The sequence below is a fragment of the Streptomyces sp. RLA123 genome, from assembly GCF_056270165.1.
In genome coordinates, this window is sequence record NZ_JBWDOR010000003.1 from 1,423,532 (window position 1) to 1,449,652 (window position 26,121).

The window sequence follows — 26,121 nt, forward strand, 5'->3', positions numbered from 1 at the left end:
CCGGTTGCGGGCCAGGGGACAACCCTCTGTGCGTATCCGCCGATAGAGTGAACGTCATGACGTGGCTGATCACAGGTGGCACGGGGTTCATCGGCTCCCATGTCGTGCGGGCGATGACCCGCGCCGGGGAACGCGTCGTGGTCTACGACGACGGCTCGGCCGGTGTCGCCTCGCGGGTCCCCGCCGACGTACCGAGGGTGACCGGTTCCACACTCGACCGGGACCTGCTGGACCGCACGATCGCCGAGCGCGACGTCACGGGTGTCGTGCACCTGGCGGCCCGGAAGCAGGTCGGCGAGTCCGTGGAGCAGCCGCTGCTGTACTACCGGGAGAACGTGGGCGGCCTCGGCACGCTCCTGGAGGCGGTGGCCGCTGCCGGGATCGACCGCTTCGTCTTCTCCTCGTCCGCCGCGGTGTACGGCCTGCCGGACGTGCCACTGGTGACCGAGTCCACGCCGTGTCTGCCGCTGAGCCCCTACGGGGAGACCAAGCTGGCCGGCGAGTGGCTGGTGCGGGCCGCGGGCAGGGCGCACGGGATCTCCACGGCCTGCCTGCGGTACTTCAACGTCGCGGGCGCGGCCGTGCCGGAGCTCGCGGACACCGGGGTCTTCAACGTCGTCCCGATGGTGTTCCAGAAGCTCACCGAGGGCGAGGCCCCGCGGATCTTCGGTGACGACTATCCGACCCCCGACGGCACCTGTGTGCGCGACTACATCCACGTCGAGGACCTGGCCGACGCCCACCTCGCGGCCGCCCGCTGGGTCACCGACAGGGACACCGCCGAGGACCTGACCGTCAACATCGGCCGCGGCGAGGGTGTCTCCGTGCGTGAGCTGATCGACCTCATCACAGAGATCGCCGGCCGTCCGGAAGTGACGCCGGTGGTCACCCCGCGCCGCGCCGGGGATCCGGCGAGCGTGGTGGCCTCGGCCGAACTGATCCGCAAGGAGCTGGACTGGAGCGCCGTGCGCGGCGTCCGGGAGATGGTCGAGTCGGCATGGGAAGGCTGGTGCCTGCGGTACCCGGAGGCCCGCCGCCCGTAGTCCCGCCGCCGTCCGGAACACGCCCCGTACCCGTGCCATCGCCGCAGGTCACCGCATATGACAACGGTGATCGACGGCGAGTTGCCCACGGACCGTCACCGATGTTCACTGGGGCACGCCGGCCGAAGCCGGCGGCCGCGTCGAGCACCGACGGCGAAAGGGGAGTCCCAGGCGATGGGGGCAGGGCACGGGCACGACCACGGCCACTCGCACGGATCCGCGGCCGGGCTGACCGGCACGGCAGCGGCCCGGTTCCGCGGGCGGCTGCGGATCGCCCTCGGCATCACGCTGCTGATCCTCGTGGCGGAGGTCGTGGGCAGCACCCTCACCGGTTCCCTGGCGCTGCTCGCCGACGCCGGCCACATGGCCACGGACGCGGCGGGCCTGGCGATGTCACTGGTGGCGATCCACTTCGCCGCCCGCCCGCCGAGCGAGCGCCGCACCTTCGGCCTGGCACGGGCGGAGATCCTGTCGGCGGTGGCCAACGCCGTGCTGCTGTTCGGCGTGGGCGCCTACATCTTCTACGAGGCCGTCTCCCGGCTGATCACCCCGGCCGCGGTCGAGGGCGGGCTCACCGTCGTCTTCGGCCTGGTCGGCCTGGTGGCCAACTCGGTGTCGCTCCTGCTGCTGATGCGCGGGCAGCGCGAGAGCCTGAACGTGCGCGGAGCGTTCCTCGAGGTCATGGCGGACGCCCTGGGCTCGCTCGCGGTGGTCGTGGCGGCCGTGGTGATCCTGACCACCGGATGGCAGCAGGCCGACCCCGTGGCCTCCCTGCTGATCGGTGTGATGATCGTCCCTCGGACGTGGAAGCTGCTGCGCGAGGCCATCGACGTCCTGCTGGAAGCGGCCCCCCGGGACGTCGACATGGCCGACGTCCGCAGCCACATCCTCGGACTCCCCGGTGTCGAGGGGCTGCACGACCTGCACGTGTGGACCATCACCTCGGGCATGCCGGTGCTCTCGGCCCATGTGGTGGTGAGCCCGGACACCCTCGACGCCGTGGGCCACGAGAAGGTGCTGCACGACCTGCAGGGCTGCCTGGGCAGCCACTTCGACGTGGAGCACTGCACATTTCAGCTGGAACCCGGCGGCCACGCCGAACACGAGGCACGGCTGTGCCACTGACCCGGCGACAGCGGGGATCGACACAGGGTCACCGACATTGAGCGCGCTGCGACGACGTCCGGACCCCGTACGTGAGGCAAACTGAGGTCTTGTCGTCGAAGCAAAGGATGGCCATGCCCACGAGTCCCGCCGCCGGCCGGCCCCTCACCCCTGCCCAGGACCCCTCCTCCAACGGCGCCTCGGCTCCGATCATGCTCGAACTGGTCGACGAGACCGGCGTGACGATCGGCACCGCGGAGAAGCTCTCGGCGCACCTGCCGCCGGGCCGTCTGCACCGGGCCTTCTCGGTCTTCCTCTTCGACGGCGAGGGACGGCTGCTGCTCCAGCGCCGCGCCCTCGGGAAGTACCACTCCCCCGGCGTGTGGTCCAACACCTGCTGCGGCCACCCCTACCCGCAGGAGCCGCCCTTCGTCGCCGCGGCGCGACGCACCGCCGAGGAGCTGGGCGCGGCACCCGCGTCGCTGCGGGAGGCCGGCACGGTCCGCTACAACCACCCGGACCCGGCGTCGGGCCTGGTGGAGCAGGAGTACAACCACCTCTTCGTGGGGCTGATGACCGCGCCGCTGAACCCGGACCCCGAGGAGATCGGCGAGATCGCCTTCGTGACCCCGGCGGAGCTGGCCGCGCTGGAGGAGTCCGGGCCGTTCTCCGCCTGGTTCCGGACCGTGCTGGGGGCGGCGCTGCCCGCCGTACGGGAGCTCACGGGCGAGCGCGCCGGCTGGTAGCCGCGCCCGTCACCAAGGAGTGCCGGGCGGCAGCGGAAGCGCCGCCCAGATGACCTTTCCTCCGGAAGCGGTCTGCTGCACGTCGCACATCCCGCCCGCCTCGGCGGTGACCGACTTGACCAGCAGCAGGCCGCGCCCACCGGTGTCCGCGTCGTCCACCTGGAGCGCCTTGGGGCGGTAGGGATGGTTGTCCTCGACCGCCACACGGACCCAGTCGAGGCCGACGGCGACCTCCACCGCGATCTCCGGTGAGAGCAGGGCGGCGTGCCGCACCGCGTTCGTCACCAGCTCGGAGACGATCAGCAGCAGACCCTGCAGCAGATCGTCGTCCAGGGGGACGCGCTGCCGCACGAGCAGATCCCGTACGGTGTGCCGGGCCTGCGGTACCGAGGAGTCCAGCGCGGAGGCGGTGAAGCGCCACACGCCCTCGTAGGGGCGCGGAAAGTCCGGTGCCACCGGAGGCACCGGTTCGGGCGGGACGCTCCCGCGTACGTCCATGGCGGCGTTCACCCTCGCATTCAGCGATGCTCCCCGCGGTTCCCCCTTCCCGGCCCGCTGGGCGGCGACGGGGTCCGCCTCACGTTCCGAGTGTCGGCAGCCGGGGACTCCACCCCGAGTCGCTGACCGTAAATCCATAGCTTTCGACCGCCTGCGACACAGGGTGACCGGAGTTGGTGGGCTCGATGAGCTCTGATGACGCACCGGTACCGGTTTCAATGCTCCAGTGGGGTCTGCCGGGCCTCGGCCACCATGCCGACGATCCGCCGGCCGCCCAAACCGGCCCCGAGCAGGCCCAGACCGTCGAAGAGCAGCGCAAGCGAGAAGAAGGCGCCGATCACGTAGACGCTGCTGTGCGGCCAGTTCGCCAGCACCAGGACGGCCAGCAGAATGCCGATCGCCCCCTGGATCAGGGTCCACACCATCTGCGGTCCGCGCACCACCAGCCCACCGAACAGCCGGAAGATCCCGCCGGTCAGGAACAGCAGCGCCGCGAACATCGTGAGGGCCGCGGCCGTCTGCGCCGGGTTGCGGATCACGACCACGCCCGCCGCGATGTACAGGGCCGCGACGACCAGGGCCAGCCAGAAGTAGTTGTGCTCGCGGTTCTGGACGGCCTGCGCCAGGCCCACGACCCCGCCGATGAGGAGCAGCCAGCCGAACAGCACCATGGAGGTGATGGTGGCGAATCCCACGTAGAAGAGCCCGACCAGGCCGCAGACGACGAGGACCACGCCGAGCGCGGCGACCCAGCCGAAACTGCGCTTGATCCCGGCCTCCGGGGGATCCGGGTACTTCTTGCGTCCCTTGAACGGGGTCATGGCCGCCTCCTTGAACGCGTCGGGAGCCGGTCGGAGCCGGCTAGGGGACATATACCCCCGATTCCCCGAGGTGCGGTCCCCGATAGGATCGCCGTGGCCGCAGCGCGCGGCGACGGCACGCGGCCGGCGCGGATTCCCGCGACGACACGACGAGTGGGGGATGCGGGCATGTCCGACCCGTCCGGGCCCGGTCTGCTGCTGGAGAAGGCGGGCGCCACCGCCACTGTGACCATCAGCAATCCGGCCAAGCGGAACGCCATGACCCTGGGGATGTGGCGGGAACTGCCGCGTCTGCTGGCCCGACTGGCGGACGATCCCTCCGTACGGGTGCTGGTGCTCACCGGCGCCGACGGCACCTTCTGCGCGGGCGCCGACATCTCCGACCTGCGTGACGCCGCCAGCGGCCCCGGCGCCGCGCAGAGCGCGGCCGTCGAGGCGGAGGAGGCGCTGGCCGCCTTCCCCAAGCCGTCCCTGGCCGCCGTCCGCGGCTTCTGCGTCGGCGGCGGCTGTCAGCTCGCGGCGGCCTGCGACCTGCGCTTCGCCGCCGAGGGCGCCCGCTTCGGGATCACGCCGGCCCGGCTCGGAATCGTCTACCCGGCCTCCTCGACGCGCCGGCTGACCGGCCTGGTCGGCCCCTCCACGGCGAAGCATCTGCTCTTCTCCGCCGAGCTGATCGACCACGAACGGGCACTGCGCACCGGGCTGGTGGACGAGGTCCTGCCGGACGGAGCCCTGGACAAGCGCGTCGGGGAGTACGCGGGCCTGCTGGCCGTGCGTTCCCAGCTCACCCAGGCCGCGGCCAAGGACTTCACGGCCCCGGACCCCGACCCCTCCCGTGCGGCGCACTGGGCCCGGCAGGCGGCCGGCAGCACCGACACCGCGGAGGGCGTGGCGGCGTTCCTGGAGCGGCGGGAGCCACGTTTCACCTGGTCGGTGGGGGGCTAGGCCAGGAGGTGCGGCGGCAGGGGGACGCCGGCGCGCAACGCGGGGTCGGCGACCGGGGCGCCCCGGGTCGTGCCGAGCGGGACGACCCCGGCCCAGACCGGCAACGCGGCGTCGGGGCCGTCGCCGTCGCCGGGATGGCCGGTGCGGATCTTGACGGAGGCCTCGTGGGTGGCGAGGGCGAGCAGGTCGGTCGCCGCGAGTTCCCGGCGGTTCGGGCGGCGGGCGTAGTCCCACTGGCCGGGGGCGCACTGCTCGGTGAGCACGCGCAGCCCGTGCAGCCGCTCCCCCGGGTCGGTGACCCGGCGCGGGACGCCGATGACCATGGCGCTGCGGTAGTTGACGCCGTGCTCGAAGACGGACCGGGCCAGGACCAGACCGTCGATATGGGTGACGGTGACGCAGACCTGGGCACCGGACGCCTGGACGAGGCTGCGACTGGCGACCGAGCCGTGCAGGTAGAGCGTGCCGGTCCCGGCGTCGTGACCGTAGACCGTCGGCACGGCGAGCGGGGTCCCGTCGACGACGACCGCCAGATGGCACACGAACCCGGCCGCCAGCACGGCGTCCAGGTCGTCGCGGGAGACGCTGCCCTGCTCGCGAAGGCGTCGGTGACGGGTGCGCTCGGTGACCGGGAGCGTGCGGTCGGCGGCGGGCATGAGAGTCCTCCAGGGAACACGCGGCTTCGGGACGTCCAGGCTAGCCATATCGGCATTCGATGTGCACCACTGCCACTGATCCAGTGTCTTCAGCCCGTCCGCGCGACGGAATCAGCGTTCACGGGAGGCGCCGCTCGGTAACATGCCAACCGGTCGGTAACCTGTTCCCCATGACCGCCACCGCCCTGGAACCGCGCGCCGGACGGCGCTGCCACAACGCGCTGAACCCCCTGCACTCGGTCGTCTACTTCTCCCCGGAGTACGACGACACGCTCTCGGCGCTCGGGCTCGAGCGCGGCGCCATGGCCTACTTCGCCGGTCGCGCCGCACCGCTCGGCGCGGTGACGGCGGGTGCGGTCGCCGCGACCTTCTACAACTTCAACCACGCGATCATCGCGCCGGTCGTCCCGCGCGCCTGGGAACTCGCCCCGCCCGCGGCGGTCCTCGACGCGCGGCTGCGCATCGCCGACGCCGTCCTGACCCGGCTGCTCGGAGCAGACCTCCTCGACTCCGCCGACCTCGCGGACGCGGCCACGCTCGCCCTGCGTGCCGCCGAGGCCTGCACCCGTGAGGCCCGGCCCCTCTACGCCGCCAACGCGGAACTCCCCGTGCCCGAGCGGCCGCACCTCGCGCTGTGGCACGCGGCGACGCTGCTGCGCGAGCACCGCGGCGACGGGCATCTCAGCGCGCTCATCGCCTGCGGGCTCGACGGGGTCGAGGCGCTCGTCACGCACACCGCCACCGGCAAGAGCTTCACCCCGCGCTTCGTCCAGCGCAGCCGGGGCTGGTCCGCCGAGGACTGGGCCGCCGCGCAGGATCGCCTCCGCGACCGTGGCCTGCTCGACGCGGAGGGCGAGCTCACGGAGCGCGGCGTGGAACTGCGCCGCGAGGTGGAGGCCGTGACGGATCGCCTCGACCGCGCGCCGTACGAGCACCTGGGTGCGCAGGGGGTCGAACGCCTCACCATGCTCGCGGGTGGGGTGACGCAGCGCGTGCTCGAGGGTGGCGGTTTCCCGCTGAAGTATTTCGGCAAAGCCTGAACGGGCCCGTCCGGGGTAACCCGTCCTTCCCCGCCCGCCCTTGTGTCCTATGAAGTCCGGGTGGCCCGACGCAAGTTGTCTGTGTGCCGGGTCCGGGGCCCCCGGGGCCGTACGTCCTGGACCGGACCTCTAGGTGCGTTTCCAGAACCCCGCATTGATCACCCCGAGCCCAGGACACACATATGCCGAACGTCCAGACACCCGCCCTCCCCCAGCCTCCAAGGCCAGGGGTGCCCCCACCTCCCCCGCAGCGCCGGATCGTCCGTGCTGAGCCGACGAGTGGCGCGAGCAACGACCGCCCTACACAACCCCACTGGGGATCAGGCGCATGACGAAACCTGAGGGGCGGGGGCGTTGGGGGCACCCCCGGCCGGAGGCTGGGGCAGGGTGGATGTTCTGGACACGGGAGCATATGTGGGTGCACAACCCGGGATACGCAGCACAAGGTGCTGGAGGCACCTCAATGTGCTGTCCACAATGGCCGGCCCCGGAGACCTCGCGCCCGGCCCCCCACGAAACGCGCGTCGGGGCGCGTGACGTCACAGGGCACCCGGGAGGGAGGTCGGCGGAGAAACCGCGACGGGGCCGCCCACCGGCACTGGCACCCCCACCGACTCCGAACGCCCGGCGCGAGCCTCCCCACGTGCCGCGCCCACACCCGCCACGACCACCAGCGCCGTCCCCGCGGCCTGCAAGGCCGTCGGCACCTGCGAGACCAGGACCAGGGCGGCGAGCAGACTGACGGCCGGCTCGATGCCGGCGAGCGTTCCATAGGCGGTCTTGCCGACCCGTTGCAACGCTTTCATCTCCAGCAGGAACGGCACCAGCGGCATCAGTACGGCGATCCCCGCCACCGCGGCGACGACCTGCCAGGTGGCGCCCGCCACGACGCCGGGCGCCCCGAAGGGCGCGGTGAAGAGCGAGGCGACGGTGAGCGAGACGGCAAGGCCGTGCGCCGCGGAGAAGCGGCTGCCGACGTGCTGCGTGCCGATCACGTACAGCGCCCAGCAGGCGCCGGACGCGATACCGAAGAGGACGCCGGCGAGGTCGGCGCCGTCCTGCCAGGGCGAGGTGAGGCAGAGCACGCCCGCCGCGGCCAGCAGCAGCCACGCCAGTTCGCGGGGCCGCCGCAGGGAGGCGACCGCGACGGCCAGCGGGCCCAGGAACTCCAGGGCCGTCGCCGTGCCGAGCGGGATGCGGTCGGCGGCCTCGGAGAAGAGCAGCATCATGGCGCCGCTGACCGTGCCGAGCAGCACGACGGCGACAAGGTCGCGGCGCGGGGCCGTGCGCAGCGCGGGCCACAGGGAGCGGCCGGTGAATGCCAGGAGCAGCAGCGCCGCGAAGCCGACGCGCAGCCAGGTGGTGCCGGCCGGGCCCACGTCGTCGAAGAGTTCGGTCGTCAGGGCACTGCCGGTGTGCAGCACCGCCATCGCGGCCAGGATCAGCACCGCGCCAGGCATGCGGCGGCTTGCAAAGGTATGCGGCTCGGTCACCCGCCCATTGCACCGTCCGACGTCTGTTTCTGTCCACGCGTCATTGGTGGACGCATTGTTTACCATCAGTGGATGATCGAGCCCGCGGACCACCTCCCCGATCTCGGCAGGCTGCGGCTCCTGGTCGAGCTCAGCCGCCTTGGCACCATGGCGGCGGTCGCCGAGCGCACCGGGTACGGCACGTCGGCCGTCTCCAAGCACCTGGCCGTCCTGGAGCAGGAGGTCGGTGCCCGGCTGCTGGCGCCGGTCGGCCGCCGCGTCCGGCTGACCCCCGCAGGGGAGCGCCTGGTCGAGCACGCCGTCGGGATCCTGGCCGCGGTGGAGGAGGCGCGCGCCGAGCTGCGCGGCGAACCCGGGCCGGTGGGGCGCGTACGGGTGGCGAGCTTCGCCAGCGCGGTCGAGTCGGTCGTGATGCCTGCCCTGGTCCGGCTGCACGAGCGGTACCCGCGCGTCGAGGTGCAGCTGAACGAGCACGAACCCGAGCAGACCCTGGAACTGCTGCTCGCCGGGGACATCGACCTCGGCATCGTGTACGACTACAGCCTTGTGCCGCGCACCGCGCCCAAGGGGATCTCGGTCCGGCAGTTCGCCACGCAGCCGATGTTCCTCCTGCTGCCCGCGGGCCATGCCTCCGACCCGGGCGGCCCGGTCCCGCTGGCCGGGCTGCGCCGGCTCGCGGAGGCCGGGTGGATCACGAACTCCCGGGGCAGCGACGACGACGAGCTCGTCCAGCGCGTGTGCGCCCTGGCCGGCTTCACCCCGCGCATCGTCCATCGCGTCGACAGTCTCCACCTGGTCAACCTGCTCGCGGGTGCGGGCCTCGGGGTCGCTCTCCTTGCCGAGTCGGGTATCGAGCGGCAGCGCGCCGACGTCGTGTGCCGTCCGCTGGATCCTCTCGTCGGCACCCGCCGCCACTTCCTCGCGGCCCGCGCCGGCCAGTGGTCATGGCCTCCGCTCGCGGAGGTCGCCCGGCTCCTCACCCCGTGAGCGTGGGGTCACCGGACGGCGCGGATCGACTCCTCCTCGCCCGTCGCGTCGGGGCGCTCACCCGTGCGCGCGCGCTGGGCGCAGGGCAGCGCGGGGTGACGGCCGAGCAGCACGACGCCCAGGGTGACGGCGACGAGGCCCGCCGCCTCCCAGGCGAGGGCTCCCGGAGTGACGCGGAGGCGGTCGCCGAGGAATCCGACGCCGCAGGCGATGCCGGCGATGGGCTGTGCGGCGGTCAGCGCGGGCAGGGACATACGCAAGGGAGCGGTCTCGAAGGCGCTTTGGACGAGCACGAGGCCGGTGAGTCCGATGCCGAGGATCGCGTAGGGCTGCCAGTGCACGAGGAGGGCCGCGATGCCCTCCATCTCGGCGATCTGGCCCGAGGTGCGTGTGAGGGAGTCCTGGAGCCCGTAGAGCAGGCCCGCGGCGAGGGCGATGACGGTGGCTTCCGGCGATGGGCGCAGACGCCGCGCGCAGGCGACGAGCAGCAGCGCGACGCCCATGACGATGCCGATGACCAGCCAGTGCCGCAGGGGGCCGCCGATGTGGCCGCCGCCCGTGGGGCGTCCGGCCGCGATGAAGGCGGTGACGCCGAGCGCGAGTAAGCCCACGCCCGACCAGCCGTGCCAGCCGAGTCTCTGGCCGGTCAGGTGGCGCGACAGTGCCATCGCGAAGAGCAGGTTCGTCGCGGTGAGGGGTTCGACGAGGGAGAGCTCGCCCTCGGTGAGGGCGAGCGCGCTCAGCACCATGCCGAAGATCATCAGAAAAATGCCGAGCAGCCATTGCGGCATCCGCATGAGATCCAGCAGCAGCCGGAAGGACAGGAAGTTGGACAGCGGGGCACGCTGGGCGGCGAGCTGCTGGAGGACGAAGCCGAAGCCCAGGCAGCACGCCGCACCCACCCCAAGCAGGAATACGGCCACCTCGTCAACCTCCCGGTGTCGCCGGCTGGCCTGACCATAGCCCCTCCCCCGGCTTGATCGCGACGAATGCAGGCGGTCGATCCGGCTCGAGCGGCTATGTGGTGCGGGCGGGGCGGGAGCGCACGGTGAGGCCGCCGGTGAAGACCCGGATATGGCGCAGTTCGGCCACGACGTCGGCCAGGGACGCGCAGGAGGGGGTGTCGCCGGGCTCCGGCCATCCGATGGCGGGCGTTCGGCCGTCCAGGGAGTCCGCGAGCACGTCCAGTGCGCTGACGACCCCGTCGCCCTCCTCACGCGAGGGCCGTTCGGCGCCCTGCTCGATGCGGACCGCGCAGGCGGTGACGGCGTCCACGATCCGCTCGGAGGCGGCGGCGACGCGGACCCAGTCGGTGTGGCGACCGCGGCCCCAGGGCAGCTCCGCCGCGACCGTCTCGGCGGCGGATCTGGCCTCGGCCAGGGAGCTGTAGGCGGCCCGGCGCAGCACCATGCGGTCCCTGGGGCGCCCGCAGGCGGGGGTGGTGAGGACGTGGGCCAGGTACTCCCGGGTACGCCGCAGCGCCTCGGCCATCAGGTGGGCCACGCGTGCGGTGGGATCGGTGAACCCCGGCAGGTGGCCGACGACGAGCACGATCGCGCAGGCCGTCGCGGTGTCCAGCAGGCGATCGGCGGCGGCCTGGGTGTCGCCGCCCACCCAGACGAACGCCAGCACCATCAACGTGACCACCGACGTCTGCAGGCCGAAGTGCCGGAAGGAGACGGGCAGGAGCGCGCCCGCGACCGCGGCGCAGACCACCGGCCACCACATACCGGCGCCCAGGAGCGCGGCCAGGCCCCCGAAGACCAGCACCCCGACCGCCGTCCCGACGAAGCGGTTGACGACGCGGGAGAACAGCGGCCCGATGTCCGGCTTCACCAGGAAGACGGCGGTGAGCGGCAGCCAGTACCAGTGGTCCGCCCGCAGGGCGAGGGCCACGGCGGCACTCGCCGTGACGCACACCGCGACGCGCAGCCCGTACTCGCGCCCGGCGGGCCCCAGGACGCGGCGCCGCACCGTGGGGACGGTGCCCGGAGCGGGGAGCGGTGCCACCTCCTCGGCACTGGTGACGTCGGGGACCGTACGGGCGAAGACCGCGGAGGCGTACAGCAGCGCCCGGTCGAATGCCGCGCGGGCCGGGGTGCTCGCCCCGGGGGCGGGGAGCGGCCCGGGCGGGTCGCCGCCGCGCAGCGCGGCGGCGAGGCGACGCGGGCCCTCCGCGATGTGCGGCGGCAGTGGGCGCGCCTCCCACAGCAGGGCGATACTCGCCTCGCCGAGCGCCGTGGCCGCCGCGAAACGCTCGGCGAGGAGCAGTTCAGCGGGGCGCGCGGACCGGCGCGCCAGCCGCCGGAACAGGCGGCGCAGGCGCACGGCCTCGTCGCCCCGGTCCATCGCCGCCGTGAGCCGCCGCCGCGCGGTCTCGGCCCCGGGTCCGCCGGCGGCATCCAGAGCGCCCGCCAGGGAGTCGAAGACACCGGCCAGCGCCGCCTGCTCGCCCGCCAAGGTGCCGCCGACCGGCCGCGGAGGCCGCAGCACGAGCCGCAGCAGGAGCAGCCAGATCGCGCCCGCCAGGAAGTACAGCGCCTTGAGCCAGGGCGTGCCGGGCAGCGGCACGCCGGTCCCGATCACCATGAGGCACAGGGTCTGCATACCGGTCCGTGAGCACACCGGGCCCACGGTGCTCGCGGCGCCCGACACCAGTGCGACGCCGAACAGCAGGGGCAGCACCCACCAGCCGCTCGGGACGGCGTCGGCCGTGGCCGCCCCGATCAGCAGTCCCGACGCCCCGACGAGCACGGGCAGCCCGATGTACACGGCGCCGGTCCGCCGCGTCCCCGGCAGGTCGTTGAAGCCCGCGAACAGCGTCCCGAAGCCGGCCAGCACGGCGAACTCGACCCACCCCCGCGCCAGCCCGAGCGCCATCACCGGCCCTGCCGACAGGGCCCCCCGCAGCACGGCCGGCCACGGGACGGGATCGCGCTGGTAGCGCAGCGGGTGGGCCAGCCACGTGGGCAGGACGACGGCGCGGCCGGGCCCACTCACAAGCACGTCGGGCATCCTCACTGACAGGGCGGTCGGCATGGCGCGAACCGGGGTGTCTCTGCCGAGGCTTCCTTCTTCAGCCTAGCTGTCCGTAACACCGGCCCCGCGGCCCGGACATTTCCGCGTCACGTCCTGCTTCCGCGCACCTCAGAGGAGGGCGAAGGGCCCGCCGGCGGCGAAGGCGTGGCCGGCGAAGCGTCCGCCGATGCGGAGGTGCGCGGCGGCGTCAGGGTGGAGCCCGTCGGGGAGCGGCAGTTCGGCGAAGTCGTCGGCGCCGTAGAGTGCGCGGCCGTCGAGGTGGTAGAGGTTCGGGTCCTCGGCGGACCGCTGCCGGACGATCCGGGCCAGCTCCCCGCGGACGACGCCGAGCGTCAGCTTGCCGCTCGCGCGCTCCGCCGGGTCGCCGGTGGCCAGGAAGCGCGGCTCCCCCGTGGCGACGGAGGCGGGGTCCAGGGCGGTGGGACCGGGGGTGTCCTCGTGGATGGGGCACAGAACGGGCGAGACCACCAGCAGTGGTGCGGTGGGGTGGCCTTCGCGGATGGTGTCGAGGAAGCCGTGGACCGCGGGGCCGAAGGCGCGCAGCCGCATCAGGTCGGTGTTGACCAGATTGATGCCGATCTTGACGCTGAGCAGGTCCGCAGGCGTGTCGCGCAGGGCGCGGGCGGTGAACGGGTCGAGCAGGGCGCTGCCGCCGAAACCGAGGTTGACCAGGTCCACACCTCCGAGGGCGGCGGCGTGCGCGGGCCAGGTGGCGGTGGGGCCCGCGGCGTCGGAGCCGTGGCTGATCGAGCTGCCGTGGTGCAGCCACACCCGGCGGCCCCGGTCCGGCGCGGGCTCGACGGGGGCGTCGGTGCGCAGCGCGAGCAGTTCGGTGGTCTCGTTGTGCGGGAGCCAGATCTCGACGTCCTTGTCACCGCCGGGCAGGCCGGTGAAGCGGAGGGTGCCGGCAGGGCCGGTCCGGTGCTCGAACGTACCGGTGGCCATGTCGATGGTCAGGGTGCTGCCGCCGGTGACGCTCTCCCGGCCGGCGAGACGGCCGTCCACGAGAAGGTCGTAGACGCCGTCCGGGCGCGGCGGAACGCCCGCGTAGACCCGCTTGGTGGGCACGGTGTCCAGTTCGATGCCGGTGGCGCGGGTCCGGAAGACCAGCCGGACCCCGGAGGGCTGGGCCTCGGCCATGGCGAGTTGCGGGTCGGTGTTCTGGGCGCGGGCCCGGGCGGGCAGCCGGTGCGGAAGTATGCCGCGCTCGGTGCGCTCCAGTTCGAGGGCGCCGCGTACGAGGTCCGCGGTGACGGGGGTGGTGATCCACTGGTGCTCGGTGTTCATGTCCTCAGCCTGTTGGGCGTGTCGAGTCCGCTGTTCGCGGGTGCGGGACGGGCGGGTCCGCCCGCCCGGTCAGGGCGCGGGCCAGTTCCGCAGCAGGGCGTCGAGGGCGTCCACGACGCGTGTCCAGGTCTCCTGCGTGTCGGGCGCGCTGTGGCTGAACCCGCCGCCCATTTCGAGGCTGACGTAGCCGTGGAAGACGCTGCCGAGCAGCCGGACCGCGTGCGTCCGATCCGGTTCCGCCAGGTCGTAGCCGCGCAGGATCGCGCGTGTCATCTGCGCGTGCCGGACGCCCGCACTGGCGGCCGCCGACTGCGGGTCGAGCCGGAACTGGGCCGCGGTGTAGCGCCCGGGATGCTCCCGGGCGTAGTCGCGGTAGACGTTCGCGAAGGCGGCGAGCGCGTCCTTGCCGGACCGTCCCGCCAGGGCGTCGGCGGCCCGGTCGGCCATCTCCTCCAGCGCGAGCAGGGCGATCCCGGTCCTGAGGTCGTGGGAGTTCTTCAGATGCGCGTACAGACTCGCGACCTTGACGTCGAACCGCCTGGCGAGTGCCGAGAGCGTCACCTGCTCGAAGCCGGCCTCGTCGGCCAGTTCAGCCCCGGCCCGGACCAGGCGTGCGGTGGTGAGTCCTGCGCGCGGTGCCATGACCATCCCCTCCTCTGACTGAACCCAGTATGCATTTACCTAATACCTTTAGGCAAATATCGGCAGAGGAGAGCCGGGGAACGGCGTCGTGAGCCGTCCCCGGGTCAGTACGTGGTGATCGCGGTCTCGCCGGACTTCGTGCCGATCGCGATGTGCGGGCCCCGGTCCGGATCGGCCCAGGCGAGCAGTCGGCGCATGGCCTCGACGGGGACGGAGACGCAGCCCGCGGTGGGGCCGGGGCCGTTGGCGTGCAGGAAGATGCCGGCGCCGCGCTCCTGCTCCGGCTCGTCGTAGTTGAAGCCGATGACGAAGGCGTGGACGTACGGCTTGCGGTACCTGATCAGGTGCTCGGACTCGGAGGCGGCGCAGTCGGGCGGCAGCGGCTCGACCCAGCGGTTGTAGGACCAGGAGGCGTTGTCCTGGCACCACCACGAGTCCGGGGTGACGGCCCGGTAGGGCATGCGGGTGCCCTTCGGCGCGGGCTTGATGCCGAACGCGTAGGGCAGGTCGTACAGGCCCGTGGGGGTGGTCCAGGTGCTCTGGGCGCGCTCCTCGCCCTCGACGAGGCCGCCCGCGCCGAAGCGGGCGGGCGCGGAGCCCGCGGCGCTCCAGACGCCGTCCCGCAGGTCCCACCAGGTGACGGTGCCCTTGGTCGACGCGGTGTCCGTGGCGACGGCGGTGATGAGCTGCGTTCCGCCGCCCGTGTCCACCATGCCGGCCGGGAGGGGCGGCACGCGCGGTGCCGGCGCCGCGGTCGTCGCCGCGGTCACGGCCGGCGGTGCGGTCGTGCCCGCGCCCGCCGTGCCGGCCGCGGCGGCCAGCACGGCGGAACCCGCCACGACGAGTCGTACGAAGCGGTCTCGGATCAACGCGGGAGGTGCTCCTCGATGGCGCCCACGACCTCGTCGGCCTCGGGCTCGGTGCGCGGGCGGAACCGGCCGACGACCTGGCCGTCCGCGCTGATCAAAAACTTCTCGAAGTTCCACTGGACGTCACCGGCCGCGCCCTCGGCGTCGGCGGTCTCCGTCAGCGCCGCGTAGAGCGGGTGCCGGTCCTCGCCGTTGACGTCCGCCTTCTCGAAGAGCGGGAAGCTCACGCCGTAGGTCGCGGAGCAGAACGTCGCGATCTCCTCGGCCGTGCCCGGCTCCTGACCGGCGAACTGGTTGCTGGGGAAGCCCAGCACGCTGAAGCCGCGGTCGGCGTAACGCTTCTGCAGGCGCTCCAGGCCCTCGTACTGCGGGGTCAGTCCGCACTTGGAGGCCACGTTGACGATCAGCAGCGCCTTGCCCTGGTGGTCGGCGAGGGACGCGGTCTCACCGGAGAGCGTGCGCAGCGGAATGTCGTAGATGTTCACGTTTCGAACTCCTCGTCGGGGGACGGGTAAGGGATCACAGACCGCCCATTCAACCCCGCCCGCTCCGGTGATCTTCCCACGGGAGGGCCCTCGGAACGGGGCAGCGACGCGGGCGTCAGTTCTCCGTGATCCGTCCGGCCCCGACCTGGATGCGGCGCGTGGTGTGCACGGCCTCCAGCATGCGGCGGTCGTGGGTGACCAGCAGCAGGGTGCCGTTGTACGTGGCGAGCGCCGACTCCAGCTGCTCGATGGCGGGCAGGTCCAGGTGGTTGGTCGGCTCGTCCAGGACGAGGAGGTTGACACCGCGGCCCTGGAGGAGCGCCAGGGCGGCACGGGTGCGCTCGCCCGGGGAGAGCGTGGCGGCCGGGCGCATGACGTGGGCGGCCTTCAGGCCGAACTTGGCGAGCAGGGTGCGCACATCGGCCGGAGGCATGTCCGGCACCTCGGCGCCGAACGCGTCCAGCAGCGCCTCGCCGCCATGGAAGAGCTTGCGCGCCTGGTCGACCTCGCCGACGACGACTCCGGGGCCGAGGGAGGCCGCCCCCGCGTCCACGGGCAGGCGGCCGAGGAGGGCGGCCAGGAGGGTCGACTTGCCGGAGCCGTTGGCGCCGGTGATGGCGACCCGGTCCGCCCAGTCGATCTGGAGGTCGACGGGACCAAGGGTGAAGTCCCCGCGACGCACCTCCGCGCCGCGCAGCGTCGCCACGACCGCGCCGGCGCGAGGGGCGGCGGCGATCTCCATCCGCAGCTCCCACTCCTTGCGGGGCTCCTCGACCACCTCCAGGCGCTCGATCATCCGCTGCGTCTGGCGCGCCTTGGCGGCCTGCTTCTCCGTGGACTCCGTGCGCAGCTTGCGGCTGATCTTGTCGTTGTCCGTCGCCTTGCGCCGGGCATTGCGGACGCCGTGCTCCATCCAGTTGCGCTGCATGCGCCCGCGGGCCTCGAGGCCCGACTTGGTGTCGGCGTACTCCTCGTACTCCTCACGCGCGTGACGGCGGGCGGTGTCCCGTTCCTCCAGGTAGGCGGCGTATCCGCCGCCATAGGTGTTGACCTGCTGCTGCGCGAGGTCCAGTTCCACGACGCGGTTGACGGTGCGCGCCAGGAACTCCCGGTCGTGGCTGACCACGACGGTGCCGGCCTTGAGGCCGGTGACGAACGCCTCCAGGCGCTCCAGGCCGTCCAGGTCGAGGTCGTTGGTCGGCTCGTCAAGGAGGAAGACGTCGTAGCGGCTCAGCAGGAGCGAGGCGAGACCCGCGCGGGCGGCCTGGCCGCCGGAGAGCGCCGTCATCGGGAGGTCGAGGCCGACGGTCAGGCCCAGCGAGGCCGCCACCTCCTCGGCCCGCTCGTCCAGGTCGGCGCCGCCGAGTGCCAGCCAGCGCTCCAGGCCGTCCGCGTAGGCGTCGTCCGAGCCCGGCGCCTCGTCCATCAGCGCCTGGGTCGCGGCGTCCAGCGCCGCCTGGGCGGCGGCGACCCCGGTGCGGCGGGCCAGGAAGGCGCGCACCGTCTCACCCGTCCGGCGTTCCGGCTCCTGCGGCAGATGGCCCACGGAGGCGTTCGGCGGACTCAGCCGCAACTGCCCCTCCTCCGGAGCGCTCAGGCCCGCCAGCAGACGCAGCAAGGTGGACTTGCCGGCGCCGTTGGCACCGACCAGCCCGATCACGTCGCCGGGCGCGACAACGAGGTCCAGACCGGAGAAGAGGACGCGGTCCCCATGGCCTGCGGCGAGGTCTTTGACGACAAGAGTGGCACTCATCAGACCACCGATGCTATCGCCCCGCCCAGCGGCGCCGGCCGGCCGCGCCCAGCGGGGTGGGACCCCCGGTGGGACCCGCACCGCGCACCCTGGGCGTACGGCGCCGGGTGAGGAAGCATCACCTTCCACAAGCCGCTGCCGCCGCGAGGGAGATCACGTCATGCCGAAGCGCAAGGCACTTGTCCGGCGTCCTGGTCCGCGTCTGGCGGAGGGGATCGTGACGCACGTCGAACGGTCACCGGTGGACGTGGAGCGGGCGCTGCGCCAATGGGAGGGGTACGGGGCGGCCCTGCGCACGCACGGGTGGGAGACGCTGGAGATCCCGCCGGCGGACGCGTGCCCGGACGGGGTGTTCGTGGAGGACACCATGGTGGTGTTCCGCGACGCGGCGCTCATCGCGCGGCCGGGCGCGCTGCCGCGCCGTCCGGAGACGGCGGCGGCCGGAGCGATCCTGGCGGGGCTCGGGATGTCTTTCGCCGAGGTGCGGGCGCCGGGCACCCTGGAGGGGGGCGACATACTCAAGACGGGTGACACGTTCTACGTGGGCACCGGCGGCCGCACGAACGCGGAAGGCGTGCTCCAACTACGTGCCGCGTTCGAGCCGCTGGGGGCACGGGTGGTAGCGGTACCCGTCACCAAGGTGCTGCATCTGAAGTCGGCCGTCACCGCGCTCCCGGACGGCACCGTCGTCGGCCACCCCCCGCTGGTTGACACGCCCGAGGTGTTCCCGCGATTCCTGCCGGTCCCGGAGGAAGCGGGCGCCCATGTGGTGCTTCTGGGAGACGGGAAGCTGTTGATGGCGGCGAGCGCACCGCGCGGCGCAAAAATTTTCGCCGCAATGGGCTATACGCCCGTACTTGTCGACATAGACGAGTTCGAACGGCTCGAGGGCTGCGTGACCTGCCTCTCGGTACGGGTTAGCGGGTTGGACGCTTAGAGCGGGTTGCCATGCGGGCGGCACGTAACCTACGGTTTCGTAACTTACGATTCCGTAGCTACCCTCAGCCAACCGCCAGGAGCGCAGCGTGACCATTGCCCCGTCCCAGAACACCGGATCGGACGTGTGGAGTGACTCCCGGCTGCTCTACGCCCTGGAAGAGGTCGTCGAGACCGAGCTGAACCGGCATCTGACGGCGGCCAAGGAATGGATGCCCCACGAGTACGTGCCGTGGAGTCAGGGCAGGGACTTCGACGGGGTCATGGGCGGCGAGGCCTGGGAGCCGGAGCAGTCGAAGGTCACCGAGATCGGCCGGATATCGCTGGTGGTCAATCTGCTGACCGAGGACAACCTGCCGAGCTACCACCACGAGATCGCCACGCTCTTCGGCCGTGAGGGCGCCTGGGGCACCTGGGTGCACCGCTGGACCGCGGAGGAGGGCCGGCACGCGATCGTCATGCGCGACTACCTGCTGACGACCCGTGCCGTGGACCCGGTGCAGCTGGAGCGGCTGCGCATGCAGCACATGTCGGCGGGCTTCGAGGCCGACAACAGCCACAGCATGCTGCACTCCGTCGCGTACGTCGCCTTCCAGGAGCTGGCCACGCGCATCTCGCACCGCAACACCGGCCGGGAGTCCGGTGACGCGATGTGCGAACGCATGCTGGTGCGCATCGCGACCGACGAGAACCTGCACATGGTCTTCTACCGCAACCTGCTCGCGGCCTCGCTGCAGTTGGCGCCGGACCAGGCGATGCAGGCGATCCGCGACGTGGTGGTCGGCTTCCGGATGCCGGGCCACGGCATGCCCGGCTTCGAGCGGTCGGCGGCGCGGATAGCGATCGGCGGCGTCTACAACCTGCGCATCCACCACGACGACGTCCTGCAGCCGGTGCTGCGGCACCTGAAGGTGCTGGAGGTCGCGGGGCTGGGTCCTGAGGGCCTGAAGGCGCAGGAGGAACTGGGCTTCTTCATGGGCGAGCTGGACTCCCAGGCCCGCAAGTTCGAGGAGCGCAGGGACGCCCTGCTGGCGCGGCGGGCCGCCCGCGCCTGACCGGACGGCGCATGGCGGGGCGCCCCCCTGGGGGGCGCCCCGCCCCCTGGGGGCCCGTCTAGGTGTGCCCCGGGCCCAGCGCCCAGGCCGCGGCGGAGAGCGTGGCCATCGACAGCAGTGTGGAGAACATGACCGCGTCGCGGGCGAGGGCGGTGCTCAGCTCGTACTGGCGGGCGTAGATGAAGACGTTCTGCGCGCTGGGCAGTGCGGAGAGGATCACCACCGCGAGCAACTGGTGGGCCTGCAGGTGCAGGACGAGACTGCCGACCGCGAACGCGGCCAGGGGCTGGACGAGGGTCTTGATGAGGACGGTGGCCCCGACCTCCGTCCGGATCGCGATGCCGGTGGCAGGTGGGCGGCCGTGCAGCGACATGCCCAGGGTGATCAGCGCTGTCGGCACGGCCGCGTTGCCCAGCAACTCGACCGAGTGTCCGAGGGCGACGGGAAGCCGCCAGCCGGCGGCGGAGACCGCGCACCCGAGCGCCGTCGCCAGGATGACGGGCGTACGCAGCGGCAACAGCAGCATGCGGACCGCGCCCCGGTCTCCCCACCGCCCGCCGGCACGGGCGGTTCCAGCGGTTCCCGCGTCGAGGACGGTCAGGATCACCGGGGTGACCAGCAGCACCTGGAACAGCAGTACAGGGGCGACGAACGACGCGTCGCCGAGGATCTGCACCGCGACCGGGATGCCCAGGTTGGCGGAGTTGACGTATCCGGCGGCCATGCCGCCGATCGCCTGGTCGGGCAGGCGCCGACCGAAGAGCCACCGACTCGCGGCGAACCCGAGCAGGCAGGCCAGCGCCGTTCCCGCCGCGAAGGCGATCATGGACGAGTTCGCGAAGGTGCCCAGGGGTGTCCTGGCGACCATGGTGAACAGGGCGGCCGGCATAGCGACGTTGAAGACGAAACCGCCGAGCACGGACTCCCCCTGCGGCCCCAGCAACCCGGCGCGGCCGACCGCGTAACCCGCCGCGCCGAGCACCCATAGGGGGACGAAACCGGAGAGCAGTGATGGCACGGCGTGCATGGAACCTCGGGTTGTCCGGTAGGTCGTCAGGCCGGGGCCGGGATCGCCGGGAGGCCTGGTGCAGTCAATCAGGCGGCCCCTGGACCGACGCGCGGGGGCGATGCGAAGAATCATGCAAGCACGCTTGATTGTTTCTCGGGGCGGTGCCAGCCTGTGACGCACCACGGCTTCGCTGACTCTGCGTCAACCAGGGGGACACGTGTCCGACCCCACACCCGTACTGGACGACCTGCGGGACGAGAGCGAGGGTCTGGACGCCCTCGTCGCCCCGCTGGAGGCGCCCGACTGGGCCACGCCCACACCGGCCGCCGGCTGGACGATCGCCCACCAGATCGCGCACCTGGCGTGGACGGACCGGCAGGCGCTGCTCGCCGCGACCGATCCGGCCGCTTTCGGGACCGAGGTCGAGAAGGCCGCGTCCGCGATCGACACCTATGTCGACCAAGGCGCGGAGGAGGGCGCGGCCCTGCCGCCCGCCGAGCTCCTGGAACGCTGGCGTGCCGGCCGGAACGCGCTCCAGGAGGCCTTGCGGGCACAGCCGCCCGGAGCGCGCCTCCCCTGGTTCGGGCCGCCCATGGGGACGGCCTCGATGGCCTCTGCCCGGCTGATGGAGAGCTGGGCGCACGGCGAGGATGTGGCGGACGCCCTCGGGGTGCGACGGGAGCCCGCGCCGCGGCTGCGGCACGTCGCGCGGATCGCCGTCCGCGCCCGGGACTACGCGTACGCCGTGAACGGGCTCGCGCCGCCCGCCGAGGAGTTCCGGGTGGAACTGACCGCCCCGGACGGCGGCTCGTGGACGTACGGGCCCGAGGACGCCGTCCAGCGCGTGACGGGCCCCGCCCTCGACCTGTGCCTGCTGGCCACCCGGCGCCGGCACCGCGACGACCTGGCGCTGCGGGCCGACGGCGCCGACGCCGACCGCTGGCTTGACATCGCGCAGGCCTTCGCGGGGCCGCCCGGTGAAGGGCGGAAGCCGGGGAACCCGCAGAAGGGGGCCGCACAATGAGCGGGGACAACCGGGCGATCATGCTGGAGCGGCTCGCCGGCATCGAGGCCGAGCACGAGAAGGCGCTCGCCGGCGGCGGCCCCAAGTACGTGGAACGGCACCGCGGCCGGGGCAAACTGACCGCCCGCGAGCGGGTGGAACTGCTGCTCGACCCGGACACCCCGTTCCTGGAGCTGTCGCCGCTGGCGGCGTGGGGCAGCGACTATCCGGTCGGCGCCTCGCTGGTCACCGGCATCGGGGTCGTCGAGGGCACCGAGTGCGTGATCACCGCCAACGACCCGACCGTCCGCGGCGGCGCGAGCAATCCGTGGACGCTGAAGAAGGCGCTGCGGGCCAATGAGATCGCGCTCGCCAACCGCCTGCCGCTGGTCAACCTGGTGGAGTCGGGCGGTGCGGACCTGCCCAGCCAGAAGGAGATCTTCATTCCGGGCGGCGCGCTCTTCCGCGACCTGACGCGGCTGTCGGCGGCCGGTATCCCCACCGTGGCCGTCGTCTTCGGCAACTCGACCGCCGGCGGCGCGTACGTGCCCGGTATGTCCGACCACGTCGTCATGGTCAAGGAGCGCTCCAAGGTGTTCCTCGGCGGGCCGCCGCTGGTGAAGATGGCGACCGGCGAGGAGAGCGACGACGAGTCGCTGGGCGGCGCCGACATGCACGCCCGTGTCTCCGGGCTGGCCGACTACTTCGCCCTGGACGAGCCGGACGCGCTGCGTACCGCCCGCCGCGTCGTGGCCCGGCTGGGCTGGCGCAAGCAGGGCCCGGCCCCGGCGGCCGCCTACGACCCGCCGCTGCACGACGAGGACGAACTGCTGGACATCGTCCCCGGCGACCTCAAGACCCCCTTCGACCCGCGCGAGGTGGTCGCCCGCGTCGTCGACGGCTCGCTGTTCGACGAGTTCAAGCCGCTGTACGGGACGAGCCTGGTCACCGGCTGGGCCCAGGTGCACGGTTATCCCGTCGGCATCCTCGCCAACGCACAAGGGGTGCTGTTCAGCGCGGAGTCGCAGAAGGCGGCGCAGTTCATCCAGCTGGCCAACCAGCGCGACATCCCGCTGCTGTTCCTGCACAACACCACCGGCTACATGGTGGGCCGCGAGTACGAGCAGGGCGGCATCATCAAGCACGGCGCCATGATGATCAACGCGGTGTCCAACTCCCGTGTGCCGCACATCTCCGTCCTCATGGGCGCCAGTTACGGCGCCGGGCACTACGGGATGTGCGGCCGTGCCTACGACCCGCGCTTCCTGTTCGCCTGGCCCAGCGCCAAGTCCGCCGTCATGGGCCCGCAACAGCTCGCGGGCGTGCTGTCGATCGTGGCGCGGCAGTCGGCGGCGGCCAGGGGCCTGCCCTTCGACGAGGAGGCCGACGCGGGCCTGCGCGCCATGGTGGAGCAGCAGATCGAGTCCGAGTCCCTGCCGATGTTCCTGTCGGGGCGGCTGTACGACGACGGGGTGATCGACCCGCGCGACACGCGCACGGTGCTCGGCATGTGCCTGTCGGCGGTCCACAGCGCACCGGTCGAGGGCACGCGCGGCGGCTTCGGCGTCTTCCGGATGTGAGGGGCAGCGTGACCGTGATCGCATCAGTGCTGGTGGCCAACCGCGGCGAGATCGCCCGCCGCGTCTTCCGCACCTGCCGCGACCTGGGCATCGCCACGGTCGCCGTGCACTCGGACGCGGACGCGGGGGCGGCGCACGTACGGGAGGCCGACGCCGCCGTACGCCTGCCCGGCGACGCCCCGGCCGACACCTATCTGCGCGGCGACCTGATCGTGAAGGCCGCCCTGGCGGCCGGTGCGGACGCCGTGCACCCTGGCTACGGATTCCTGTCGGAGAACGCCGAGTTCGCGCGGGCCGTGATCGCCGCGGGCCTCACCTGGATCGGCCCGGCCCCGGGGGCCATCGAGGCGATGGGCTCGAAAACCCGCGCCAAGCGCCTGATGGCCCAGGCCGGTGTCCCGGTGCTGGAGGCCGGTCCCGACGACCTGCCGGTACTGGTCAAGGCGGCCGCCGGGGGCGGCGGGCGCGGCATGCGCGTCGTACGCGAAGCGGCCTCCCTGGAGGCGGAGATGGCCGCCGCCCGCGCGGAGGCGCTGTCCGCCTTCGGCGATGACGAGGTCTTCCTGGAGCCCTATGTCGAGGACGGCCGCCACATCGAGGTCCAGGTGCTGGCGGACGCGCACGGCACCGTGTGGACGCTGGGCGAGCGCGACTGCTCGGTGCAGCGCCGCCACCAGAAGGTGATCGAGGAGACCCCTGCCCCCGGCCTCGGCGACGAACTGCGCCGCACCCTGCACGAGGCAGCCGAGGCGGCAACGCGGGCGATCGAATACACCGGCGCGGGGACGGTGGAGTTCCTGGTGTCCGCGGACGGCCGCCCGTACTTCCTGGAGATGAACACCCGCCTCCAGGTGGAGCACCCGGTGACCGAGTGCGTCTTCGGGATCGACCTCGTCGCGCTGCAACTGGACGTCGCCGAGGGCGGCCGGCTGCCGGCCGCTCCCCCGCGGCCCACGGGGCACGCCGTGGAGGCCCGCCTGTACGCGGAGGACCCGGCGCGCGACTGGCAGCCGCAGACCGGCGTCCTGCGCCGCTTCCGGCTGCCCGCGATGCCCGGTCTGCGCGTGGACGCGGGCTTCACCGACGGGGACCGCGTCGGCGTGCACTACGACGCGATGCTCGCCAAGGTGATCGTCCACGCCCCCACCCGCGAACGGGCTCTGCGGCAGCTCGCCGGCGCCCTGGAACGGGCTCGCGTGCACGGCCTGGTCACCAACCGCGACCTGCTCGTACGCGTCCTGCGCGACCCGGACTTCGCGGCCGGGCGGCTGTCCACGGCGTTCCTCGGACGGCTCGGCCCGGCCGCGCCCGCGGACCCCGGCGCGGTACGGCTGGCCGCCCTGGCCGCCGCCCTGGCCGACGCCTCCGGGCGGCATGCCCTGGGCGGCTGGCGCAATGTGCCCTCGGCGCCGCAGCGCAAGACGTACCGTGCCGAGCCCGACGGGACGGAGCACGAGGTCCGCTACCGCGTCGGACGCGCCGGCCTGGCCGCCGAGGGGCACCCCGACGTGCGGCTGCTGTCCGCGGCGGCCGACGAGGTCGTCCTGGAGGTCTGCGGCGTCCGCCGCGCCTTCGAGGTCGCCACCTACGGGGCCGAGGTCCACGTCGACGCTCCCATGGGCGCGCACCGCTTCACCGCTCTGCCGCGCTTCCCCGATCCGGTGGAGCGGATCGCGCCCGGCTCGCTGCTGGCGCCGATGCCGGGCACGGTGGTCCGCATCGCGGAGGTGGCGGTCGGCGACAAAGTGGCGGCCGGGCAGCCGCTGCTGTGGCTGGAGGCCATGAAGATGGAGCACCGCGTCACCGCCCCGGCGGACGGCGTGCTCACCGCACTGCACGCCGAGGTCGGCCACCAGGTCGACGTCGGGACCGTACTCGCCGTCGTTCACGAGGAGGACTCGGCATGAGCGGGATCACCGCTGCGAACGGACCGACAGGCACCTTTGACAACCACCTTGTGGAGAGCGAGGAACGGCGCGCCCTGCGCAAGGCCGTCTCCGACCTCGGCCGCCGCTATGGACGCGGCTATTTCGCCGCGGCGGCCCGCGAGGGCAAGCACACCGACGAGCTGTGGCAGGAGGCCGGCGCGCTCGGCTACCTCGGCGTGAACCTGCCCGAGGAGTACGGCGGCGGGGGCGGGGGGCTGGCCGAACTGGCCATCGTCCTGGAGGAGCTGGGAGCGGCCGGCTGCCCGCTGCTGCTGCTCATCGTCTCCCCCGCGATCTGCGGCACGGTGATCGCGCGCTTCGGCACCGAGGAGCAGAAGCGGCAGTGGCTGCCGGGGCTGGCCGACGGCTCCGTCCGCATGGCCTTCGGCATCACCGAGCCCGACGCGGGCTCCAACTCGCACCGGCTCACGACCACGGCGCGCCGCGACGGCTCGGACTGGCTGCTCACCGGCCGCAAGGTCTTCGTCTCCGGCGTGGACATCGCGGACGCCACGCTCGTCGTGGGCCGCACCGAGGACGCCCGTACGGGCCGTCTGAAGCCCTGCCTGTTCATCGTCCCGCGCGAGACGCCGGGCTTTGAGTTCCGGCAGATCGAGATGGAGCTGACGGCCCCGGAGAAGCAGTTCCAGCTCTTCCTGGACGATGTGCGGCTGCCGGCCGCGGCCCTGGTGGGCGACGAGGACGCGGGCCTGCTCCAGCTCTTCGCGGGGCTGAACCCGGAACGCGTGATGACCGCCGCCTTCTCGATCGGCATGGGCCGCCACGCACTGGAGAAGGCCGTCGGCTACGCCCGTACGCGGCAGGTGTGGCAGGCGCCCATCGGCGCGCATCAGGCGATCGCCCACCCTTTGGCGCAGGCGCACATCGAACTCGAACTGGCCCGCCTGATGATGCAGAAGGCCGCCTTCCTCTACGACAGCGGTGACGACGCGGGCGCCGGCGAGGCCGCCAACATGGCCAAGTACGCCGCCGCCGAGGCCGGTGCCAGGGCGGTGGACCAGGCCGTGCACACGCTGGGGGGCAACGGCCTCACCACCGAGTACGGTCTGGCCTCGATGCTCACGGCGTCGCGCGTGGGCCGCATCGCACCGGTCAGCCGGGAGATGATCCTCAACTACGTCTCGCACCACACGCTGGGTCTGCCCAAGTCCTACTGAGCACGTCCTATCGAGGAGGGGGAG

The 26,121-nt window shown here is 72.7% G+C and carries 24 protein-coding genes; 12 read left to right on the top strand and 12 right to left on the bottom strand.

Annotation, left to right across the window (positions count from 1 at the left end):
- The first annotated feature begins 56 nt into the window (after positions 1-56).
- The 3 genes from galE (at position 57) to idi (ending at position 2,893) form a co-directional block, all read left to right on the top strand.
- Positions 57-1,043, top strand: coding sequence for a UDP-glucose 4-epimerase GalE (galE, locus tag RV983_RS06545; RefSeq protein WP_475984827.1), 987 nt, complete (start codon positions 57-59; stop codon positions 1,041-1,043).
- Positions 1,044-1,217: 174 nt separating this feature from the next.
- Positions 1,218-2,168 (top strand): cation diffusion facilitator family transporter, encoded by a 951-nt coding sequence (locus RV983_RS06550; RefSeq protein WP_475984828.1) that lies wholly within the window; start codon positions 1,218-1,220, stop codon positions 2,166-2,168.
- 113 nt (positions 2,169-2,281) lie between these two features.
- Positions 2,282-2,893, top strand: a complete 612-nt coding sequence (gene idi, locus RV983_RS06555; RefSeq protein WP_475984829.1) for an isopentenyl-diphosphate Delta-isomerase — start codon at positions 2,282-2,284, stop codon at positions 2,891-2,893.
- A 9-nt stretch (positions 2,894-2,902) separates the two neighbouring features.
- Here the strand turns inward: idi and RV983_RS06560 are convergent, their stop codons facing one another.
- A complete protein-coding gene (locus RV983_RS06560) occupies positions 2,903-3,391 on the bottom strand; it encodes an ATP-binding protein (protein ID WP_475984830.1) in 489 nt (162 codons plus the stop codon).
- Positions 3,392-3,606: 215 nt separating this feature from the next.
- Positions 3,607-4,212: an HdeD family acid-resistance protein gene (locus RV983_RS06565; protein ID WP_475984831.1), complete on the bottom strand. Its 606-nt coding sequence runs from the start codon at positions 4,210-4,212 to the stop codon at positions 3,607-3,609.
- A gap of 168 nt (positions 4,213-4,380) precedes the next feature.
- Here RV983_RS06565 and RV983_RS06570 point away from each other — a divergent pair, with 168 nt between their 5' ends.
- On the top strand, positions 4,381-5,157 hold the full coding sequence (locus RV983_RS06570) for an enoyl-CoA hydratase/isomerase family protein (RefSeq protein WP_475984832.1): 777 nt from the start codon (positions 4,381-4,383) through the stop codon (positions 5,155-5,157).
- Here RV983_RS06570 and RV983_RS06575 read toward each other — a convergent pair.
- A complete protein-coding gene (locus RV983_RS06575; RefSeq protein WP_475984833.1) occupies positions 5,154-5,813 on the bottom strand; it encodes a pyridoxamine 5'-phosphate oxidase family protein in 660 nt (219 codons plus the stop codon). The two genes, RV983_RS06570 and RV983_RS06575, sit on opposite strands and share 4 nt — an antisense overlap.
- Before the next feature lie 170 nt (positions 5,814-5,983).
- Between RV983_RS06575 and RV983_RS06580 the strand changes: the two genes are divergently transcribed.
- Positions 5,984-6,853: an SCO6745 family protein gene (locus RV983_RS06580; protein ID WP_475984834.1), complete on the top strand. Its 870-nt coding sequence runs from the start codon at positions 5,984-5,986 to the stop codon at positions 6,851-6,853.
- Between the two features lie 539 nt (positions 6,854-7,392).
- Here the strand turns inward: RV983_RS06580 and RV983_RS06585 are convergent.
- Positions 7,393-8,346 carry an EamA family transporter gene (locus tag RV983_RS06585; protein ID WP_475984835.1) on the bottom strand — a complete coding sequence of 318 codons (954 nt, stop codon included), beginning with the start codon at positions 8,344-8,346 and terminating at the stop codon, positions 7,393-7,395.
- A 72-nt stretch (positions 8,347-8,418) separates the two neighbouring features.
- Between RV983_RS06585 and RV983_RS06590 the strand changes: the two genes are divergently transcribed.
- Positions 8,419-9,333, top strand: a complete 915-nt coding sequence (locus RV983_RS06590) for a LysR family transcriptional regulator (protein WP_475984836.1) — start codon at positions 8,419-8,421, stop codon at positions 9,331-9,333.
- 8 nt (positions 9,334-9,341) lie between these two features.
- On the opposite strand, the gene RV983_RS06595 is transcribed toward RV983_RS06590, so the two are convergent.
- The 7 genes from RV983_RS06595 to RV983_RS06625 form a co-directional block, all read right to left on the bottom strand.
- Complete coding sequence (locus RV983_RS06595) at positions 9,342-10,256, bottom strand: DMT family transporter (protein WP_475984837.1); 915 nt, start codon at positions 10,254-10,256, stop codon at positions 9,342-9,344.
- 94 nt (positions 10,257-10,350) lie between these two features.
- Positions 10,351-12,339 carry an FUSC family protein gene (locus RV983_RS06600; protein WP_475984838.1) on the bottom strand — a complete coding sequence of 663 codons (1,989 nt, stop codon included), beginning with the start codon at positions 12,337-12,339 and terminating at the stop codon, positions 10,351-10,353.
- 141 nt (positions 12,340-12,480) lie between these two features.
- Positions 12,481-13,659: a GDSL-type esterase/lipase family protein gene (locus tag RV983_RS06605; RefSeq protein ID WP_475984839.1), complete on the bottom strand. Its 1,179-nt coding sequence runs from the start codon at positions 13,657-13,659 to the stop codon at positions 12,481-12,483.
- A gap of 69 nt (positions 13,660-13,728) precedes the next feature.
- Positions 13,729-14,301: a TetR/AcrR family transcriptional regulator gene (locus RV983_RS06610; protein WP_475984840.1), complete on the bottom strand. Its 573-nt coding sequence runs from the start codon at positions 14,299-14,301 to the stop codon at positions 13,729-13,731.
- A gap of 104 nt (positions 14,302-14,405) precedes the next feature.
- On the bottom strand, positions 14,406-15,170 hold the full coding sequence (locus RV983_RS06615; protein ID WP_475984841.1) for a L,D-transpeptidase family protein: 765 nt from the start codon (positions 15,168-15,170) through the stop codon (positions 14,406-14,408).
- Complete coding sequence (locus RV983_RS06620; protein WP_475984842.1) at positions 15,167-15,655, bottom strand: glutathione peroxidase; 489 nt, start codon at positions 15,653-15,655, stop codon at positions 15,167-15,169. Before RV983_RS06620 ends, RV983_RS06615 begins: the two co-directional genes overlap by 4 nt.
- A 115-nt stretch (positions 15,656-15,770) precedes the next feature.
- Positions 15,771-17,408, bottom strand: coding sequence for an ABC-F family ATP-binding cassette domain-containing protein (locus RV983_RS06625; RefSeq protein ID WP_475984843.1), 1,638 nt, complete (start codon positions 17,406-17,408; stop codon positions 15,771-15,773).
- Positions 17,409-17,568: 160 nt separating this feature from the next.
- Here RV983_RS06625 and ddaH point away from each other — a divergent pair, with 160 nt between their 5' ends.
- Positions 17,569-18,345 (top strand): dimethylargininase, encoded by a 777-nt coding sequence (gene ddaH / locus RV983_RS06630; protein ID WP_475984844.1) that lies wholly within the window; start codon positions 17,569-17,571, stop codon positions 18,343-18,345.
- Positions 18,346-18,433: 88 nt separating this feature from the next.
- The gene (locus tag RV983_RS06635) at positions 18,434-19,399 is read left to right on the top strand and encodes an acyl-ACP desaturase (protein WP_475984845.1); all 966 of its coding nucleotides are present in this window, start codon (positions 18,434-18,436) and stop codon (positions 19,397-19,399) included.
- A gap of 58 nt (positions 19,400-19,457) precedes the next feature.
- On the opposite strand, the gene RV983_RS06640 is transcribed toward RV983_RS06635, so the two are convergent.
- Positions 19,458-20,426: an AEC family transporter gene (locus RV983_RS06640; protein ID WP_475984846.1), complete on the bottom strand. Its 969-nt coding sequence runs from the start codon at positions 20,424-20,426 to the stop codon at positions 19,458-19,460.
- A gap of 199 nt (positions 20,427-20,625) precedes the next feature.
- On the opposite strand from RV983_RS06640, the gene RV983_RS06645 reads away from it, so the two are divergent.
- From RV983_RS06645 to RV983_RS06660, 4 genes are read left to right on the top strand one after another with little or no spacing between them, the layout of a single operon-like run.
- Positions 20,626-21,432 (top strand): TIGR03084 family metal-binding protein, encoded by an 807-nt coding sequence (locus tag RV983_RS06645; protein ID WP_475984847.1) that lies wholly within the window; start codon positions 20,626-20,628, stop codon positions 21,430-21,432.
- Entirely contained in the window at positions 21,429-22,991 is a 1,563-nt protein-coding gene (locus RV983_RS06650; protein ID WP_475984848.1) for an acyl-CoA carboxylase subunit beta, read from the top strand. Before RV983_RS06645 ends, RV983_RS06650 begins: the two co-directional genes overlap by 4 nt.
- A 14-nt stretch (positions 22,992-23,005) precedes the next feature.
- Positions 23,006-24,898, top strand: coding sequence for an acetyl/propionyl/methylcrotonyl-CoA carboxylase subunit alpha (locus tag RV983_RS06655; RefSeq protein WP_475984849.1), 1,893 nt, complete (start codon positions 23,006-23,008; stop codon positions 24,896-24,898).
- On the top strand, positions 24,895-26,097 hold the full coding sequence (locus RV983_RS06660; protein ID WP_475984850.1) for an acyl-CoA dehydrogenase family protein: 1,203 nt from the start codon (positions 24,895-24,897) through the stop codon (positions 26,095-26,097). Before RV983_RS06655 ends, RV983_RS06660 begins: the two co-directional genes overlap by 4 nt.
- Positions 26,098-26,121 lie beyond the last annotated feature (24 nt).